The organism is Streptomyces sp. NPDC048523 (genome assembly GCF_043199815.1).
Taxonomy (GTDB): Bacteria; Actinomycetota; Actinomycetes; order Streptomycetales; family Streptomycetaceae; genus Streptomyces.
Genome location: NZ_JBICWQ010000002.1, coordinates 1,307,294 through 1,323,347, shown reverse-complemented (window position 1 = coordinate 1,323,347; position 16,054 = coordinate 1,307,294). Strand labels below are relative to the sequence as shown.

The 16,054-nt window shown below is 69.9% G+C and carries 20 protein-coding genes; 10 read left to right on the top strand and 10 right to left on the bottom strand.

The window, feature by feature from the left end; translation table 11 throughout:
- Window positions 1–972: an ATP-binding cassette domain-containing protein gene (locus tag ACGFWE_RS15075; protein WP_352391190.1), complete on the top strand. Its 972-nt coding sequence runs from the start codon at window positions 1–3 to the stop codon at window positions 970–972.
- A gap of 32 nt (window positions 973–1,004) precedes the next feature.
- Window positions 1,005–1,820 carry a DUF1707 domain-containing protein gene (locus tag ACGFWE_RS15070; protein ID WP_393600131.1) on the top strand — a complete coding sequence of 272 codons (816 nt, stop codon included), beginning with the start codon at window positions 1,005–1,007 and terminating at the stop codon, window positions 1,818–1,820.
- Window positions 1,821–1,867: 47 nt separating this feature from the next.
- On the opposite strand, the gene ACGFWE_RS15065 is transcribed toward ACGFWE_RS15070, so the two are convergent.
- On the bottom strand, window positions 1,868–3,199 hold the full coding sequence (locus ACGFWE_RS15065; RefSeq protein ID WP_352391192.1) for an SGNH/GDSL hydrolase family protein: 1,332 nt from the start codon (window positions 3,197–3,199) through the stop codon (window positions 1,868–1,870).
- A 142-nt stretch (window positions 3,200–3,341) separates the two neighbouring features.
- Here ACGFWE_RS15065 and ACGFWE_RS15060 point away from each other — a divergent pair, with 142 nt between their 5' ends.
- Together ACGFWE_RS15060 and ACGFWE_RS15055 are read left to right on the top strand one after the other, a co-directional pair.
- Window positions 3,342–4,772, top strand: coding sequence for a DUF445 domain-containing protein (locus ACGFWE_RS15060; protein ID WP_393600130.1), 1,431 nt, complete (start codon window positions 3,342–3,344; stop codon window positions 4,770–4,772).
- A gap of 78 nt (window positions 4,773–4,850) precedes the next feature.
- Window positions 4,851–6,305 carry an MFS transporter gene (locus tag ACGFWE_RS15055; protein WP_393600129.1) on the top strand — a complete coding sequence of 485 codons (1,455 nt, stop codon included), beginning with the start codon at window positions 4,851–4,853 and terminating at the stop codon, window positions 6,303–6,305.
- A 427-nt stretch (window positions 6,306–6,732) separates the two neighbouring features.
- Here the strand turns inward: ACGFWE_RS15055 and ACGFWE_RS15050 are convergent, their stop codons facing one another.
- The gene (locus ACGFWE_RS15050; RefSeq protein ID WP_393600213.1) at window positions 6,733–8,130 is read right to left on the bottom strand and encodes an alginate lyase family protein; all 1,398 of its coding nucleotides are present in this window, start codon (window positions 8,128–8,130) and stop codon (window positions 6,733–6,735) included.
- A 122-nt stretch (window positions 8,131–8,252) separates the two neighbouring features.
- Between ACGFWE_RS15050 and ACGFWE_RS15045 the strand changes: the two genes are divergently transcribed.
- Window positions 8,253–8,624, top strand: a complete 372-nt coding sequence (locus ACGFWE_RS15045; RefSeq protein WP_393600128.1) for a VOC family protein — start codon at window positions 8,253–8,255, stop codon at window positions 8,622–8,624.
- Window positions 8,625–8,628: 4 nt separating this feature from the next.
- On the opposite strand, the gene ACGFWE_RS15040 is transcribed toward ACGFWE_RS15045, so the two are convergent.
- The gene (locus ACGFWE_RS15040) at window positions 8,629–8,931 is read right to left on the bottom strand and encodes a hypothetical protein (RefSeq protein ID WP_393600127.1); all 303 of its coding nucleotides are present in this window, start codon (window positions 8,929–8,931) and stop codon (window positions 8,629–8,631) included.
- A 154-nt stretch (window positions 8,932–9,085) separates the two neighbouring features.
- On the opposite strand from ACGFWE_RS15040, the gene ACGFWE_RS15035 reads away from it, so the two are divergent.
- Both ACGFWE_RS15035 and ACGFWE_RS15030 read left to right on the top strand, forming a co-directional pair.
- Complete coding sequence (locus tag ACGFWE_RS15035) at window positions 9,086–9,511, top strand: Hsp20/alpha crystallin family protein (RefSeq protein ID WP_352391262.1); 426 nt, start codon at window positions 9,086–9,088, stop codon at window positions 9,509–9,511.
- Between the two features lie 131 nt (window positions 9,512–9,642).
- A complete protein-coding gene (locus ACGFWE_RS15030) occupies window positions 9,643–10,080 on the top strand; it encodes a DUF2267 domain-containing protein (protein ID WP_393600126.1) in 438 nt (145 codons plus the stop codon).
- Window positions 10,081–10,115: 35 nt separating this feature from the next.
- On the opposite strand, the gene ACGFWE_RS15025 is transcribed toward ACGFWE_RS15030, so the two are convergent.
- Window positions 10,116–10,499: a hypothetical protein gene (locus ACGFWE_RS15025; RefSeq protein WP_352391264.1), complete on the bottom strand. Its 384-nt coding sequence runs from the start codon at window positions 10,497–10,499 to the stop codon at window positions 10,116–10,118.
- 176 nt (window positions 10,500–10,675) lie between these two features.
- Here ACGFWE_RS15025 and ACGFWE_RS15020 point away from each other — a divergent pair, with 176 nt between their 5' ends.
- Entirely contained in the window at window positions 10,676–10,807 is a 132-nt protein-coding gene (locus tag ACGFWE_RS15020) for a hypothetical protein (protein WP_352391265.1), read from the top strand.
- Window positions 10,804–11,346, top strand: coding sequence for an HAD domain-containing protein (locus tag ACGFWE_RS15015; RefSeq protein WP_393600125.1), 543 nt, complete (start codon window positions 10,804–10,806; stop codon window positions 11,344–11,346). The genes ACGFWE_RS15020 and ACGFWE_RS15015 overlap by 4 nt, the downstream gene beginning before the upstream one ends.
- Window positions 11,347–11,436: 90 nt before the next feature.
- Here the strand turns inward: ACGFWE_RS15015 and ACGFWE_RS15010 are convergent, their stop codons facing one another.
- The 3 genes from ACGFWE_RS15010 to ACGFWE_RS15000 all read right to left on the bottom strand — a co-directional run bounded on the left by ACGFWE_RS15010 (window position 11,437) and on the right by ACGFWE_RS15000 (window position 12,865).
- On the bottom strand, window positions 11,437–11,853 hold the full coding sequence (locus ACGFWE_RS15010) for an SsgA family sporulation/cell division regulator (RefSeq protein WP_352391267.1): 417 nt from the start codon (window positions 11,851–11,853) through the stop codon (window positions 11,437–11,439).
- 321 nt (window positions 11,854–12,174) lie between these two features.
- A complete protein-coding gene (locus tag ACGFWE_RS15005) occupies window positions 12,175–12,477 on the bottom strand; it encodes a zinc-ribbon domain-containing protein (protein ID WP_352391268.1) in 303 nt (100 codons plus the stop codon).
- Between the two features lie 64 nt (window positions 12,478–12,541).
- On the bottom strand, window positions 12,542–12,865 hold the full coding sequence (locus tag ACGFWE_RS15000; protein ID WP_393600212.1) for an NUDIX domain-containing protein: 324 nt from the start codon (window positions 12,863–12,865) through the stop codon (window positions 12,542–12,544).
- Window positions 12,866–12,930: 65 nt separating this feature from the next.
- Here ACGFWE_RS15000 and ACGFWE_RS14995 point away from each other — a divergent pair, with 65 nt between their 5' ends.
- Entirely contained in the window at window positions 12,931–13,542 is a 612-nt protein-coding gene (locus ACGFWE_RS14995; protein ID WP_393600124.1) for a dihydrofolate reductase family protein, read from the top strand.
- 22 nt (window positions 13,543–13,564) lie between these two features.
- On the opposite strand, the gene ACGFWE_RS14990 is transcribed toward ACGFWE_RS14995, so the two are convergent.
- The 3 genes from ACGFWE_RS14990 to ACGFWE_RS14980 all read right to left on the bottom strand — a co-directional run bounded on the left by ACGFWE_RS14990 (window position 13,565) and on the right by ACGFWE_RS14980 (window position 15,854).
- Window positions 13,565–14,578: a BtrH N-terminal domain-containing protein gene (locus ACGFWE_RS14990; protein ID WP_393600123.1), complete on the bottom strand. Its 1,014-nt coding sequence runs from the start codon at window positions 14,576–14,578 to the stop codon at window positions 13,565–13,567.
- 227 nt (window positions 14,579–14,805) lie between these two features.
- Window positions 14,806–15,009 carry a DUF397 domain-containing protein gene (locus ACGFWE_RS14985; protein ID WP_393600122.1) on the bottom strand — a complete coding sequence of 68 codons (204 nt, stop codon included), beginning with the start codon at window positions 15,007–15,009 and terminating at the stop codon, window positions 14,806–14,808.
- A complete protein-coding gene (locus ACGFWE_RS14980; RefSeq protein WP_352391271.1) occupies window positions 15,009–15,854 on the bottom strand; it encodes a helix-turn-helix transcriptional regulator in 846 nt (281 codons plus the stop codon). Before ACGFWE_RS14980 ends, ACGFWE_RS14985 begins: the two co-directional genes overlap by 1 nt.
- Window positions 15,855–16,054 lie beyond the last annotated feature (200 nt).

Genomic DNA, 16,054 nt, shown 5'->3' with positions numbered 1-16,054 from the left:
ATGGACACGTTCATTGAACTGGACCACGTCGAGAAGGTCTTCGACGTGCGCAAGAAGACCGGCTTCCTGAAACGGGAGCGGCGCCAGGTGCGGGCGGTCGACTCGATCTCCTTCACCGTGGCGCGCGGCGAGATGGTCGGGTACATCGGCCCGAACGGTGCCGGCAAGTCGACGACGATCAAGATGCTGACGGGCATCCTGACGCCGAGCGGTGGCCGGCTGCGGGTGGCGGGGATCGACCCGTCCCGGGAGAGGACGAAGCTCGCCCACCGGATCGGCGTGGTCTTCGGCCAGCGCACGACCCTGTGGTGGGACCTCCCGCTGATCGACTCCTACAAGCTGATGCACCGCATGTACCGCATCCCGGACGCCCGTTACCGCGAGAACCTCGACCGCTGCGTCGAACTCCTCGAACTGGCCGATCTGTTGGACGTCCCGGTACGCCAACTGTCCCTGGGCCAGCGGATGCGGGGGGACATCGCGGCAGCACTTCTGCACGACCCCGAGGTGCTGTACCTGGACGAGCCGACCATCGGACTCGACGTCATCTCCAAGGCCAAGGTGCGGGGGTTCCTGCGGGAGTTGAACACCGAGCGCGGCACGACGGTCCTGCTGACCACCCACGACCTCCAGGACATCGAGCAGCTCTGCTCGCGCGTGATGGTCATCGACCACGGGCGCCTGATGTACGACGGTCCCCTCGCCGGCCTCCACGAGGTGGGCGAGAGCGAGCGCACCCTTGTGGTGGACCTGGAGCGGGAGTTGCCGCCGATCCAGGCGCCGGGCGCGCGCGTGGTGAAGGTGCAGGGGCCGCGGCAGTGGCTGGCGTTCCCGGCGTCCGAGTCGGCGGCGGCGCTGGTGGCGCGGGTCGCGGCGGAGTACCCACTGGTGGATCTGTCGGTGCGGGAGCCGGACATCGAGGCGGTGATCGCGAAGATGTACGCGGGAGAAGCGGAGAAAGCGGCGTCGTAGCCGTGGGGTTCGGTAACTCGTAGGCTGCGTACATGACGGACGCTGTGTCTTCTGGGGGGACACCCCCCAGGCCCCCCGGACCGGAGCTGCGTGCCTCCGACGCCGATCGTGAGCGAGTCTCCGAGGTCCTGCGGGACGCCCTCGCGGAAGGGCGGCTCGACATGGAGGAGTTCGAGGAGCGCCTGGACGCGACGTACAAGGCGCGGACGTACGGCGAGCTCGCGCCGATCACCCGTGACCTGCCGGTCGGCGGCGTGGCCCCTCCCAAGATCGACATGCTGAAGCGGCCCGAGCCGGACGGGAGTTGGGCGCCCCGGATCGTCGGCGGCGAGGGCTCGTCCACGTGGGCCGTCGCCGTGATGTCCGGGTTCCAGCGCAAGGGGCGGTGGACCGTGCCCCGGAGGTTCAACTGCTTCGCCTTCTGGGGCGGCGGGGAGATCGATCTGCGGGAGGCGAACTTCGCCGACGGCGAGGTCGAGATCAACTGTGTCGCGATCATGGGCGGGATGCAGGTCGTCGTACCGCCGGGGGTCGAGGTCGTGGTGCGCGGAATCGGGATCATGGGCGGGTTCGACCACCGCGAGGAGGGGGTCCCGGGGGAGCCGGGGGCACCTCGGGTGGTCGTGACCGGGTTCGCGTTCTGGGGCGGCGTCGGCGTCGAGCGGAAGGTGACGAGGGCCGAGCGGCAGCGGCTCCGGGACGAGCGGCGGCAGCAGCGGCTGGATCGCCGGGAGGCCGTCCGGGAGCTGCGGGAGTCGGTCCGGGACGATGTGCGCGACGCGCATCGGCGGATGATCGGCGATCACCACGGCCTGATGCGGGAACGACGCCGGCGACGCGAGGACTGAGCGGTCGGTGGGGTCCGTTGTGGCGACCGGCCCCCACCGGCCCGCAGCTACAGCCGTGCCGCCGTGGACCCCTTCAGGTACTCCAGGTCGAAGGTGTCCGCCATCCGCTCGTACCCCTTGTCGTTGGGGTGGAGGCGGTCCCCGGAGTCGTACATCGCGCGGAGCCCAAGCGGGTTGTAGGGATCCCTCAGCGCCTTGTCGAAGTCGACCACCGCGTCGTAGACCCTGCCCGCACGGATCTCCGCGTTGACCGTCTGGCGGACGCCCTCGCGGGCCTCGGTCCAGGTGGTGCGCTTGCCGACGGGCATGAGGGTCGCGCCGACGACCTTGATGCCGCGGGCGTGGGCCTGGCGTACCAGGTCGCGCAGGCCGGCCAGCAGCTCGCCGGCATCGACGGTGCCCGGGGTGCGGAGGATGTCGTTGATGCCGAGATCGATGACGACGATCTTGACGTTGGGACGTTCGAGCACGTCCCGCCGGAAGCGGCGGAGGCCGGCCTGGTTCTCCAGGGGCCGGCCCCGGGCGTCCGCGAGGACCCGGTTGCCGCCGATCCCGGCGTTGACGACGCTGTAGCGGGGCAGATCCCGGCCGGCGGCGAGCGCGGTGCGCAGGCGCCGGTTCAGGAAGTCCGGCCAGCGGGCGTTCACGTCGAGGGTGGAGTTCTTGCCGTCGGTCAGCGAGTCACCGAAGGCGACCACCGTCCCGTCGGCCTCGTCGCCGAGCACGTCCAGCGCGGTGAGGTACCGCCAGTGGTCGACCTGCTCGGTGTACCCCGTCCCGGTCTCGTCCTCGGTGAGGTCGCCCGGACCGGCGTACGAGGTCTGCCGGGCCGTCGGGTGGTAGGTGACCGGGCCGGACAGGGTGGGCGAGTAGGTCGTGACGAGGACGTCGCCGCCCGTCGGGACGGCCAGGGCGACGGCGTCGCTGAGCACCTGTCCGCCCGCCGCGATGACGACCGTGGTGGTGCCGGCGAACGTGAGCCGCCGCGTGGTCCCCGCCTGCGCCGCGGCGGTCCGCGGACCGGCGGCGAGCGCGAGGGAGGCGTGCGTGATGGTCAGCGGGGTCCGGCCGTAGAGATTGGACAGCGTGATACGGGCACTCGTACCGCCGACGCCGGCGTGGACGACGTTGCGGACGGAACGGCCGGTCATGCCCTCGGCCTCGGTGCCGGGCTCGGCGCCGACCGGGGAGGCGGACCAGCTGCCGACCCAGACCCCGGCGGACACGGGCTCGGCGGACGGGCGGGCGGGTGAGCCGGACAGCGCGGTCCGGTCCGAGGTGCCGGTGTCGGCCGCCACTCCTACGTAGATGGCGGTGGACAGGGCCACGATCAGGGCGACGATCGCGGTCAGCAGGGCGTAACCATGACGCCGAGTCATGCGGACTTGTTCTCCTAGGGCGATGGGAGCCCGGGGCTCCGATCTGATCAACTCATGATGAGGCATAAACCGGGGGAGAAGTGACGAGACCCCCTACCGGTTCCCTCATCCGGACTGACGCCGGGAACTCCTGTTCTGTTCCATGAGTCGGTCAGGAAGGGACAATGTGTGGGGGATCACCGAACGGGTGGAGCGGATGGAACGCACGAAATCTGAGGAAGCGGAACCGTCTGACGTGGAGCGGCCGGCCCGAGGGGGCGGGGGCGTGACGTCACCGGGCCGTGCCGTGCCCGCCGCGGCCGTACGTGCGATGACCACCTTCAGCGCCGCGGACCTGGAGAAACAGCGCGGGGTGCGGCGCATGAAGCTCACCGCGATCGGGCTGCTGCTGTTCGTGGCGGTGGTGTACGTCCTCACCACGTGGGCGCACAACTCCGGGGCGGGTCCCTGGGCCGGCTATGTCGCCGCGGCCGCCGAGGCCGGCATGGTCGGCGCGCTCGCCGACTGGTTCGCGGTCACCGCCCTGTTCCGCCACCCGCTCGGCCTGCCCATCCCGCACACCGCGATCATCCCCACCAAGAAGGACCAGCTGGGGGTGTCACTGGGCGAGTTCGTCGGCGAGAACTTCCTCTCGGAGGACGTCGTACGACAGCGGCTGCGGGCCGTGGGCATCGGCAGCCGGCTGGGGGCCTGGCTGGCCGACCCCGAGCACGCCGACCGGGTCACCGCGGAGCTGTCGGCCGCGCTCCGGGGTGCCCTGACCGTGCTGCGCGACTCCGACGTGCAGGCCGTGGTCGGCGAGGCGATCACCCGTAGGGCCGATGCCCAGGAGATCGCGCCCGGCATCGGGAAGATGCTGGACAAGGTCGTCGCCGACGGCGGGCACCGGCGGGTCGTCGACCTGGTGGTGGCGCGGGCCCACGACTGGCTCGTGTTCCATGACGAGCAGGTCATGGACGCGGTGCAGGGGGGCGCGCCCGGCTGGACCCCGCGTTTCGTCGACAAGAAGGTCGGCGAGCGGGTCTACAAGGAGCTGCTGCGGTTCGTGACCGAGATGCGGGACATGCCGTCGCATCCGGCGCGCGGAGCCCTCGACCGGTTCCTGACGGACTTCGCCGACGACCTCCAGTCCGACACGGACACGCGCGCGCGTGTCGAGCGGCTCAAGGGCGAGGTGCTGGGGCGCGGCGAGGTCCAGGACCTGATCGCGTCCGCCTGGACCGCCGTACGGTCGATGATCGTCTCCGCCGCCGAGGACGAGCGCAGTGAGCTGCGGCTGCGGGTGCGGGCGTCGCTGCTGTCGCTGGGGGCGCGGATGGCCGTCGACCCCAAGGTGCAGGCGAAGGTCGACGGGTGGGTGGAAGGGGCCGCGGTGTACGTGGTCACCACCTACCGGCGCGAGATCACCTCCCTCATCACGGACACGGTGGCCGGCTGGGACGCCGAACACACGACCCGGAAGATCGAGGCGAACATCGGCCGCGACCTTCAGTTCATCCGGATCAACGGCACGGTGGTGGGCTCGCTCGCGGGCTTGTTGATCTATACGGTGTCGCGGGCGCTGGGGGCGTAGCCGGACTGGTCGCGGGCACCCGAGTGGCGTTCGTTCGACGATCGCCCGCCGATCGCCCGAGGGGGAGGGAGCCCTTCCGTGACCACAGCCCAGGCCGATACCGGCCGCACCCTGACGACCGACATCCCCGCCAGACTCGACCGGCTTCCCTGGTCCCGCTGGCACTGGACGATCGTCATCGGACTCGGCACCGTGTGGATCCTCGACGGCCTCGAGGTCACGGTCGTCGGCAACATCGCGAGCCGGCTCTCGGAGCCGGGAAGTGGGTTGTCCATCTCCTCCGGGCAGGTCACCGGTGTCGCGGCGGCGCTGTATGTGGCCGGGGCGTGCGTGGGGGCCCTGTTCTGGGGGCGGCTGACGGACAAGTGGGGCCGCAAGAAGCTGTTCATGATCACGCTGGCGGTGTATCTGGCGGCCACGGCGCTGACGGCGGTGTCCTTCGACTCCTGGTGGTTCTTCCTGTTCCGGTTCCTGACCGGGTTCGGGATCGGCGGCGAGTACGCGGCGATCAACTCCGCGATCGACGAGCTGATCCCGGCGCAGTACCGGGGCCGGGTGGACCTGATGATCAACGGGAGTTTCTGGCTGGGAGCGGTGGGCGGCTCCCTGCTGTCGATCGTCGCGCTGAACACGGACATCTTCGCGAAGGACGTGGGGTGGCGGCTGACGTTCGCGCTGGGGGCGGTGCTGGCCTTCGTGATCCTGCTGGTGCGGCGGCATGTGCCGGAGAGTCCGCGGTGGCTGCTGATCCACGGGCGGGACGAGGAGGCCGAACGGATCGTCTCGTCGATCGAGGAACGGGTCGAGGAGGAGAGGGGCGGCGAGCGGCTGCCGCGGCCCGAGGGTGAGATCACGATCCACCAGCGGCGGAGCGTGACGTTCGTGGAGATCGCGCGGACGGTGTTCTCGGACTACCGGCGCCGGTCGATCCTGGGGTTCTCGCTCTTCATCGGCCAGGCCTTCCTCTACAACGCGATCACGTTCGGGTTCGGGGCGATCCTCACGACGTTCTTCGACGTGCCGACGGGGGACACCGGGTACTACTTCGCGGTCATCGCGATCGGCAACTTCTTCGGGCCGCTGCTGCTGGGGAAGCTGTTCGACACGGTGGGACGGCGGGTGATGATCTCGTCGACGTACCTGCTGTCGGGGCTGCTGCTGTTCGGGACGGCGTGGTTGTTCGACCGGGGCTCCTTGAGCGCGGGCACGTTGACGGCGTGCTGGTGTGCGGTGCTGTTCTTCGCGTCGGCGGGGGCGTCGAGCGCCTACCTCACGGTGTCCGAGGTGTTCCCGATGGAGACGCGGGCGATGTCGATCGCGTTCTTCTACGCGCTGGGTACGGCGGCGGGCGGCATCAGCGGGCCGCTGCTGTTCGCCGACCTGACGAGCACGGGCAAGGTCGGCGACACGGTGCTTGCCTTCCAGATCGGGGCCGGGCTGATGTGCGCGGCGGGTCTGGTGGCGGCGTTCCTGGCGGTGCGGGCGGAGGGGCGATCGCTGGAGGACATCGCGAAGCCGCTTACGGCGACGTGAGGTTGGGTCGTATGTCTGCGGGTTCGGTTTCGTCGGGTGCGGGTTCGGTGGGGGCTGGCGTTGTGCGCAGTTCCCCGCGCCCCTGGATGCCTGCGGCGCAGCTGCGGCTCCGGTGGGGGCGGCCGTAGCGCCAACGGTTTCGTCGTGGGTCGGTGCCGGGGTGGGGGGTGTCCGTCCTCGGTCCGGCGGCTCGGCCTCTTGAGTAGGGCCCGGTAACGGACGCCGGCCGCTGCGGGCGGACACCCCCCACCCCGTCCCCTCGCCGCCGTACGCGGCTATCGGCCCGTGGTGGCGCGCGGTCCGGCCCACGGTCCGTCGTAGTGCGCGAGGTGGCCGACGGTCCGTCCCGGCACGGCTGACTGCAGCTCCCTAGGGGCGCGGGGAACTGCGCGACCAGCCCCCACCGGCCTGCAGCCGCCCGACCACCTCACCCGGCACCCCCACGCCGTCGCAGCAAAAGCAGTCCCCCCGCCACCGCCGTGATCCCCGCGGCCGCGGACCAGCCGACGATGTCGTCGGAACCGGTGGCCGCGAGGTCCTGGTCGGCCGTGGGTCCCGTCTGGGGACGTGTGCCGGAGTTCGGGGAAGCGGCCGCGCCGGGCGTAGGGACAGCAGAACCCCCCGCCCCCGACACCCGGTCCCGCGTGAACGCCAGCGTGCCGAAGCCCAGTTGGTCGTAGCCCCCGCTGTTGGGGCCGTAGTCCCCGCCGCCCCCCTCCGGCGCGGACCTCGCCGCGATGCGGGTGACGTACGACGCCGGAAGGGCCCGGCGTTTCGTGTAGTGGTTGGCGATCATGGCCCAGATGGGGCGGGTCGTCGCGGGGTCGACGCCGGCCACCGCGGACGCCGTCTCCCGACCGGACCACCCCCCGATCGCACCCTTCGCGCGGGTGTTCGCGGTGTAGGAGACGTCCCCTCCCATGCTCCACTTCGCCACGTACTGGGCCCCCTTGAGGAACCGGCTGTCGTCGTAGCCGTACAGGTCGTACCCCTGGTTCCAGGCCATCTCGCAGAACGTGCCCATCAGGCCGACACCGAGGAGCGCGTGTCCCTGGTCCCGGCCCGCTTCCAGCCACTCGGCGAGGCCGTCGTCGTGCACGACGGGGATGGCGTGCTCGATGGCGCCGAGGCCCTCGCCGTGTTTGAAGTAGTCGACCGCACGGGCGACTTGGGAGCTGTCGTCGCAGAAGATGCCCGTGGCCAGGACGCAGGCCATGGCGGCAAGGTCCCAGTTGGTCCAGTAGTTGGTGACGACGGCACCGTTGTGCCGGACCAGGAAGTCGTCACTGAGCGGGGCGAAGACCTTGGTGAGCAGTTCCTGGAAGCGGGCGAGGTCGAAGTCGGGGTGGTCGCGAACGAGTTCGGCGGCGTTGGCGAACTGGTAGCCGTAGAGACCGGCGGCGAGGAAGCGGTCCGCGGTGCCTTCGACGGAGGTCAGTTTCGCCGACCAGGCGTTGAGGATCGTCACGGCCGTGTCGGCGTGCGCGCTGTCGCCGCTGACGTGGTACCGGAGGGCGTTCTGGTAGGCGGCGTGGATGTCGTTGTAGAGGGTCGCGTAGTTCTGGGGGGAGCCCGAGCCCCGGTACACCGTGGCCTGCGGGTTGGGCGTCCAGCCGTTCTGCGCATGGCGATTGACGGCCAGCTTGGCGAAACCGGCCGTGTAGGGCGCGGCGCCCGCTTTCACCTTGGCGGCCATGCGGGCGAGGTCGGCCCCGGTGTGCAGCAGGCCGGGGTGCGCGAAGGCGGCGTCGGCGGCGGCCGCGGTGGCGGGCAGGGCCGTCGCGGCGGTCACCGCGACACCCGCGGCTCCCGCCGCCTTGAGCATGCTGCGGCGGCTGATCTGTGAAGTCACGGACGTCATTCCTCGCGTGCCGGTGGCTGGGACGGTCAGGAGACGCGAGGGTGGGACTGCCGATAACAGAAAGCCGATGGCAGGGAGTCGTGCCCGTGAGCATCCGCAGGATCATGCCCGACATCCACGTCGAGTCCGAGGAGGCCCTGACCGCCAACCGTGACTTCTACGGCCTGCTCGGCTTCGAGGAGGTCATGGACATGGGGTGGGTCGTGACGCTGGCGTCGCCCGCCAACCCGACCGCCCAGATCAGTTTCCTCACCGAGGAGCGCACCGCGCCGGTCGTCCCCGACCTGAGCGTGGAGGTCGAGGACGTCGACGCCGTATACGCACAGGTCGTGGCGTCGGGCGCGGAGGTCGTACGGGAGTTGCGGGACGAGGAGTGGGGCGTACGGCGCTTCTTCGTCCGGGATCCGAACGGCCAGGTGGTCAATGTGCTGACCCACCGGGACGCCGGACGCCGCTGACCTCTCAGGTGTCGCGGTCCGCGACCGCCCACGAGGCCAGGGCCACCGCGCCCGCCACGCCGAACACCGCAGGCCACGCGCCCACCTTCTTGGCCAGCGGGTGGGACCCCGCGAAGGCGGCCACGTACGCGGCCGACAGTGCTCCGGCCGCCTTCCCGCCGGCCCGCTCCCGCCACTGCCGGGCCGCCGCGGCCCCGGCGACGGCCAGTACCGCCCCGCCCAGCGGCCGCTTCTTCGTCCAGCGGGCCGCGCCGTATCCGCCGACGAGCCCGCCCGCAGCGATCGCCGCGCTGGGAACCTTCGCCATGTGTGCCTCCTCGGTCGATGTGTCCCGAGGCTAACTCCGGACCGGCGCCTCGAAACTAACCTGAGTCGGGGCTTGTCAAGTTTCCTGGTTGCGAGCTATATAAGAAGGCGTAGGGCATCGCACCACGGAGTCTGTGGAAAGGAGATGGACTGTGATGCTCATGCGTACCGACCCCTTCCGCGAGTTCGACCGGCTCGCGCAGCAGGTTCTCGGTTCCACCGCCCGTCCCGCCGCGATGGCGATGGACGCGTACCGGTCGGGGGACGAGTTCGTCGTCCACTTCGACCTCCCCGGTGTCGACCCCGAGACGATCGAGCTGGACGTCGAACGCAACGTCCTGAACGTCCGCGCCGAGCGCCGCGTCCCCGCCCCCGAGGGCGCGGAGATGATCGTCGCCGAACGCCCCACGGGTTCGTTCACCCGTCAGCTCTTCCTCGGTGACACCCTCGACACGGAACGTATCGACGCCTCGTACGACGCCGGCGTCCTCACCCTGCGCATCCCGGTGGCCGAGCAGGCCAAGCCGCGCCGGATCCAGATCACGGGCGGCGACAGCGACCGCAAGGAGATCAGCCGCTGACCGCGGCGGCTCGAAGAACAGGCAAGGCCTCGAAGAAACACGCAAGGCCTCGAAGAACAGGCAAGGCAGTGGCGCTCCCGCGGGGCGGCAGGTCCGCCCGCGGGGCGCAACGACCCCCAGGAGACCCGTACATGAGCGCACTCAGCGCGGACCGAGCGGCCAGAACGGCACGGTGGAGCGACCTCGTCGACGCCGTGCGCGAGGCCGGACAGTACGCGACCACGGCGAAGGCGGAACGCGTCGTCCGCGTCGTCCTGTCCACCCTCGGCGGCCATGTCACCGGCGACGAACGTGTCGACCTCGCCCGGGCCCTGCCCGAGGAGGCCGCCAGGCTTGTCGCCTCCCGGATCCCGCTCAACAGGCCCCTGACGGCACCGGAGTTCGTGGACGCCGTGGCCGGCCGCATCGAGGGCGCGACCCCGGCGACGGCCCGCTGGGACGTCAGCTCGGTCCTGAGCGTGCTGCCGGAGCTGGTGGGCGACGAGCTCGTGGACCGCGTTCTGGACCGACTGCCCTCCGGTTACGCCCTGTTGTTCGGCAAGGCGGAACTGACCCCCGCAGCGGCCTGACGCCCCCACCCGCCTGACGCCCCCGCCCGCCCCGCCTAGAGGGCTTCGCCCTTCCGCGCCTCGGCCCGCAGCCGCAGCTCCGCCACATAACCGGCGGAGACGACACAGCCGACGGCGGCGAGGGCGAGGCCCACGGCGGCGGGATTGACGTAGGCGGGAATCACGTCGGCGGTGTAGCTGCCGCCGTCCGTCATCTCGCAGTCGAACGAGAGGGGGAAGAAGCCCACCGAGTAGTCGATGACGTGGACGACCCGGTCGTCCCCACGGCACGGGGGGATCGGCGCCGAGCCCGTGCCGCCGTCCTCCGCCTCCAGGAACGCCCCGGCCAGATGCAGCAGCCCCCACACGTACGCGGCGACCGCCCCGCTCATCGCGAGCACGGCGGTGCCGCGCAGACGCGGAATCAACGACGACGACATCCCGGCCCCCTGACTGCCTCGTTTCCGGGTCCGCAGAGTTCAGCAGCACGGGCGACGTACGGCTGTGACGGAGCCCACACCTCCGGCAACAGGGCTGTCACAGACCGGTGGGGGAAAACGGCTGGCGCGCAGGGCCCGGGCGGGCGAGTCTTCCCTCACACGATGAGGAGGGCCCGATGGCGTACGTCTTCCTGGAGACCGAACGGCTGCGGCTGCAGGCGTCCGCCGAGACCGACCTCGACCATCTCGTGGCCCTGGACGGCAACCTCGAGCTGATCCGCTTCCTGACCGGCGGCGAGCAGCCGTGAACGCCGGCCGCGCTCTCCTCTACCTTGACGTCGACGGCCCCCTGAACCCCTACGCCGCCCGGCCCGAACGCCGCCCCGAGGGCTACACCACCCACCGCATGAAGCCCGAGGGCTGGATCGCCCAGCACCCCGGCCTGCCCCCGTCCGCCGTCAAGCCCCTGCGGGTCTGGCTCAACCCCGGCCACGGACCCGCGCTGCTGGCCCTGGCGGACCGCTACGAACTCGTCTGGGCGACCACGTGGCGCCACGAGGCGAACACCTTCATCGCCCCCGTCCTCGGCCTCCCGGACCTCCCCGTCGTCGACTGGCCCACGACCCTCACCCCCGGCCCGACCGGCACGTTCTGGAAGACCCACCACCTCGTCACCCACGCCGACGGCCGCCCCTTCGCCTGGCTCGACGACGAACTCGACGACCGGGACCGGGAGTTCGTGGCCGCTCACCATGACGGTCCGGCTCTGCTGCATCGGGTGGATCCCCGGGTGGGGCTGCGCGAAGGGGACTTCGAGACGGTGGCGGAGTTCGCGCGAGGGCTCTGACGCGGTGCTGCGGTGCTGCGGTGCTGCGGTGACGCGGTGCTGCGGTGACGTGGTGCTGCGGTCCGGCCGACCGCCGTTACCCGCGCCGCCTCACACCTCGTCGAGCAGCGTCGCCAGACCGTGGTCGAGGCCCGGGCCCAGGTTCTCGGCGCCCATCTCGACGACGTCGTAGGAGCGCAGCAGGAAGCGGCGGAGGGAGGCCGTGCCGAAGCGGATCACGGCGAGGCCCAGCGGTGAGCGGAACTCGATGACGGTCCGGGCCCAGCCGGACGGCCGTATCCGTACGTCCCCCTCCCCGGCGGGTCTCCCGAGCCCCTCCTCCAGCAGCGTCCGCGCGAACATCCACGTCACGCCCTGGCCGTCGGCCGAGACCTGCGCGGGGAAGTCGATGTGCACGGCGAACGGATCGGCAGAGTCGTAGCGCAGCGTGGGGCGCAACGGGAGTTCCGGGCAATCGGGGGTGATCAGGCGGGCGCGGACGGTCTGTTGCAGGGTGGTGAGGCGCATGAGCGGGGTCTCCGGATCGGCTGCGAGGCGGGGGCGGTTGTGTATCAATTGCCCCCTCGAGCCGCGGAAGTGCCCCTTGATGACGCGAAGGCCGGAGCTCAATGCTGTGATCTGCGTCACGGTCGGACGATCAGAGTGAATGGGTCGCGAAAGACCCCGCCCGCACCGGACGCCCGGAGCCGCCCATCACGGGCGAGACTGCCGCCCCGAGCCCGCCCCGCCCCCGGAACTTCCTCTCCCCAAGAGGAGCCCCGTGAGAGAGCACGGCTTCTACGGCGGGGTGGCCCGCAAGCTCGCCTGAACCCTTGCTGCCGTACTCCCTTACTGGTGGTACGGCTGCTGCGGGGCCTGTCCGCCGGACACCTGACCCCCCTGCCCACCCCCGGCGGCCGCCTGCGCCTGAAGCTGCTCCGCCTCCTGCGAGGTCACCTTGTTCTCCGCACCGCAGAAGGTGCACTGCGTCGCGTACTTGGTGGAGATGGGGAACAGCGGCACGAAGAACAGCGTGAACTTCGTGACGCGCTTGCGCAGGGTGTGCGCCGCCGGGTTCCCACAGCGCCCGCACACCATGGTGAGTATCGCGAGCTGGTACAGGTATCCCTTGGTGCCAAAGAGGATGAGCATGGTGTCGTCGCCTTCCGGGGTCGTTGCTTGAGAGGCAGTATCCCCGCGACCGGCGTCCGACCGCTCACAGCTGCGGCAGTACGCGGTCGAAGAAGACCAGGTCCTCCTCGAAGACAGGATGCAGACCGGCGAACTCTTCTGCTGTGACCCAGCGCACGGCGCTCACCTCGCCGGGGTCCATGACCATGTCCCCCGCGTCGGCCTCCGCGGTCCACCAGTGCAGCCGGAACCCCTTGTCATGGGTCTCGGACTCCCACACCTTGGCCCCCGGCACCACCCGCAGCCCGACCTCCTCCGCCGCCTCCCGCACGAGCGCCTCGGCCTGTGTCTCCCCGGCCTCGACGGTCCCGCTGGTCCATCGGTCTCCTCGCGATACGACATGTCGAATGTGCCGATCCCCGATCGACGTGAGAGTGAAGGAAGCACACCCAGCCCCCCCCAGGAGCCCCCCTCATGACCACCGTAACCGCGGATCTGGCCATCTCCCTCGACGGCTGCATCGCCGGCACCGACGTCACCCTCGAAAACCCCGGCGGCACCGGCGCCGAACCCCTCTTCGAGTGGATCCACAACCTGGCGAGCTGGCGCGAACGCCAGGGCATGACCGGCGGCGAGGAGAACCGCGACTCCGGGCTGATGAGGGAGTGGTTCGACGCGACGGGGGCGGTGGTCATGGGCCGCATGATGTACGAGACGGGCGCCGACTTCTGGGGTGAGGATCCGCCGTTCCGGACCCCGGTCTTCGTCCTGACCCACCGCCCGCACCCGACCCTGGTCAAGCAGGGCGGCACCACCTTCACCTTCGTCACGGACGGCATCCACAGCGCGCTCGCCCAGGCGCGGGCGGCGGCCGGTCGGCGGAACGTCGACATCGCGGGCGGCGCGAGGACGGTGCGCCAGTACCTGAGGGAGGGCCTCATCGACGAGCTGCAACTGCATGTGGTGCCCGCGTTGTTGGGGGACGGGTTGCGGTTGTTCGAGGGAGTGGGGGCCGGGCGCCTCGAGCAGGTGAGGGTGGTGGACACCCCACTGGCCACCCACCTGAAGTACCGCGTGGGGAAGTGACTCTTCAGGCCCGGGCCTCGATTCAGGCCTCCAGACGGCTCAGCGCCTGCATGGCCTCGCGTTCGATGCGCGACAGCTCGTGGAGGGCGTCGCCCGCCCGTACGAGGTACTGCTCATCGCCCGCCTCACCGGCTCGGGCGATCAGCGCGGCGACCTCCGTCCACAGCGCGGCGGCCTCGATGTACAGCCGGTGGCCGGTGCGCAGCGAAGAACTTGCCTGGGGACTTGCCTCCAGCACTTGGGAGCACTCGGCGAGAAAGTCGCGGTAGAGATTGCGGAACAGGGCGCCACCGGTACCGGCCTTCTCCATCAGAAGGGCGGCCTGCGGCAGGTCCCGCCGCGGGTCGTCGGTCCGCCCGAGCCAGGTGCGGACCAGCTTGCCGCTCTTCTCGATGCCGCGATGACCCAGGTTGGCGATCGGCGGGTTGAGAAAGGCTTTCGCGCAGGCGGTGATGGCGGGAACGATCCTCTCGCGAGCCGCGGGCGGGTCCTGGGGAACGGTGGGAGCGGTGAGGGTGAAGGACCGGTGCCTGGCGGTCATGGGCCCACGCGCGGCCCGAGCCTGAGCGAGACCGCCGAGACTCGTGGACACCGCTCCGCCCTGCTGCTCGGTGTCCACCAGGTAGGCGACCTGCTCGTCGTAGCCATACATGGCGACGACATGCCCCCCGAAGTGCACCTTCGCCCCGAAGTAGTCCAGGTGATAACTGTCCAGCTGCAGCCCCACGGGCCGGCCGCCCTCAATGGCCTCCACCACGTTCGCCCACGCCTTCCGAGGCGAGGCGGTCTCCTGCACCACGAGATCCAACCCGAGCGTCTCAGCCAGATTCCGGGTGAGCTCAAAGGGCTTGACCCGTCCCCCCAGGAAGGGGAACCCCATGCTCTTGCTGTCCCAGTAGACGAAGGAGAGCCCACGACCGAGTCCGAAGAGCATGGGCTCGGAGAGATCGACGCCCTGGTGGCGGAGGAGGAGGCCGAGGGTGGTGGTTTCGCAGTGGTGTGTGGCGCGGAGAGTGATGTCCTTCACGATGGTCACGGGGTGCTCTCCTGGTGGGGACGATCGGCCCGGTCATCATCGCCGTGAGGACGCTACTCACCACTCATCGGTCTCCTGCTTCAGCGTCCCACGAGATCGATGCCTTCGAGGCGACCGCGCTCAGATCCGTCTCGGCCGGACCGGAGGGCGGCACGGGGATCGCCGTTGGTTCGCAGGGGCGCGGGCACGGGTTTCTTGGCTTGCGGTCCGCTCAAGGTCGCCTGCTCCTAAAAGCCCCCAGGAGAGGTACGACGTACTCCGGACAGGAAGCCGCACCAGGCGCCCACTGACATGACGAGATACGGGCGTTCAGGTGCTTTGGAGTCCCGTACGAGTACCTCGGGCTGTACGAAGGCGGTCTCCACGCACTCGGTTCCGCTGCCTCCGCTGTAGGAGGACTTGAACCACGCGTGCGTCGGTGCCTTCGTCATCAAAGCTCCTTGCTTATACGGCGGATGACCGCCGCCGAGGACTCAAGATCGAGCGCCTGCGCGCTGAGGTACTCGAACGCCAATCTATAACGCTCCAGTTCTCGTTGCTTTTCCATGAAGAGACCACCGCCGAGCAAGTCCACGTATGCCACGTCCAGTTCGGGAGACGGACCTCGCAGGACCGCGAAACTGCCTACGGCGGCAGCGTGTGCGCCGGATGAGAAGGGGAGCACCTGGACGGTGACGTGTGGTCGCTGTGCCATGGCGAGTAGGTGGTGGAGCTGGTCCCGCATGACCTCGCCGCCGCCTACCCTGCGCCGTAGTGCCGCCTCATCGATCACGCACCACAGCAGCGGGGGTTCCTCTCGTTCGAGGAGCTCTTGCCGCTTCATGCGGATGTCGACCATGTGCTGAACTTCGCGCTCGGGGCACTGCACTTCCGAGGCCCGGTGGACGGCTTCCGCGTAGGCGCGGGTCTGCAGAAGACCAGGGATGTACATGCAGGCGTAGTGGTCTTCGCGTACGACTTCGTCCTCAAGCGTGAGCATGAGGTTCATCGACTCGGGGATGGGGTCGTCGAGGGACCGCCACCAGCCCTGGATCTTGGCGCCTTTCGCGAGCTCTACGAGGGCCAGACGTTCCTCGTCGGAGGCGCCGTACTCGCGGCAGAGGGCATCAACGGCCGGCCACTTGACGGTCCCTTCCTTCGTTTCGTAGCGGCTCAAGGTCGCCTTCGAGATGCCGACGCGGGTGCCTGCCTCTTCGAGGGTCAACCCTGTTCGCTCGCGGAGACGACGGAGGTCGGCGCCGAGTTGGCGCCTTCGTGTCGTGGGTCCAACTGCCATGCCTGCGGCCCTTCGTGTCGATCTAGCGAATCGTCCTGGTTGTCCCGAGGGAACGGCAAGGTGGCGCGCGCCGGGGGCGCTCGCCATCCGGTCGCACCACTAGAAGCCTGAGATGAGAGTTCCATTTTGAGAGTTCCAATGCAACTCTCTGTATGTGGGTGATCGCACTTCGCAACTGGACTCGAAGGTAGAGGTGTTGG

Coding starts and splice junctions, on each gene's coding strand:
- ACGFWE_RS15075 (WP_352391190.1), top strand. CDS start 1: ATGGACACGTTCATTGAACTGGACCACGTCGAGAAGGTCTTCGACGTG.
- ACGFWE_RS15070 (WP_393600131.1), top strand. CDS start 1,005: ATGACGGACGCTGTGTCTTCTGGGGGGACACCCCCCAGGCCCCCCGGA.
- ACGFWE_RS15065 (WP_352391192.1), bottom strand. CDS start 3,199: ATGACTCGGCGTCATGGTTACGCCCTGCTGACCGCGATCGTCGCCCTG.
- ACGFWE_RS15060 (WP_393600130.1), top strand. CDS start 3,342: ATGAGTCGGTCAGGAAGGGACAATGTGTGGGGGATCACCGAACGGGTG.
- ACGFWE_RS15050 (WP_393600213.1), bottom strand. CDS start 8,130: ATGCTCAAGGCGGCGGGAGCCGCGGGTGTCGCGGTGACCGCCGCGACG.
- ACGFWE_RS15040 (WP_393600127.1), bottom strand. CDS start 8,931: ATGGCGAAGGTTCCCAGCGCGGCGATCGCTGCGGGCGGGCTCGTCGGC.
- ACGFWE_RS15035 (WP_352391262.1), top strand. CDS start 9,086: ATGCTCATGCGTACCGACCCCTTCCGCGAGTTCGACCGGCTCGCGCAG.
- ACGFWE_RS15030 (WP_393600126.1), top strand. CDS start 9,643: ATGAGCGCACTCAGCGCGGACCGAGCGGCCAGAACGGCACGGTGGAGC.
- ACGFWE_RS15025 (WP_352391264.1), bottom strand. CDS start 10,499: ATGTCGTCGTCGTTGATTCCGCGTCTGCGCGGCACCGCCGTGCTCGCG.
- ACGFWE_RS15020 (WP_352391265.1), top strand. CDS start 10,676: ATGGCGTACGTCTTCCTGGAGACCGAACGGCTGCGGCTGCAGGCGTCC.
- ACGFWE_RS15010 (WP_352391267.1), bottom strand. CDS start 11,853: ATGCGCCTCACCACCCTGCAACAGACCGTCCGCGCCCGCCTGATCACC.
- ACGFWE_RS15005 (WP_352391268.1), bottom strand. CDS start 12,477: ATGCTCATCCTCTTTGGCACCAAGGGATACCTGTACCAGCTCGCGATA.
- ACGFWE_RS14995 (WP_393600124.1), top strand. CDS start 12,931: ATGACCACCGTAACCGCGGATCTGGCCATCTCCCTCGACGGCTGCATC.
- ACGFWE_RS14985 (WP_393600122.1), bottom strand. CDS start 15,009: ATGACGAAGGCACCGACGCACGCGTGGTTCAAGTCCTCCTACAGCGGA.
- ACGFWE_RS14980 (WP_352391271.1), bottom strand. CDS start 15,854: ATGGCAGTTGGACCCACGACACGAAGGCGCCAACTCGGCGCCGACCTC.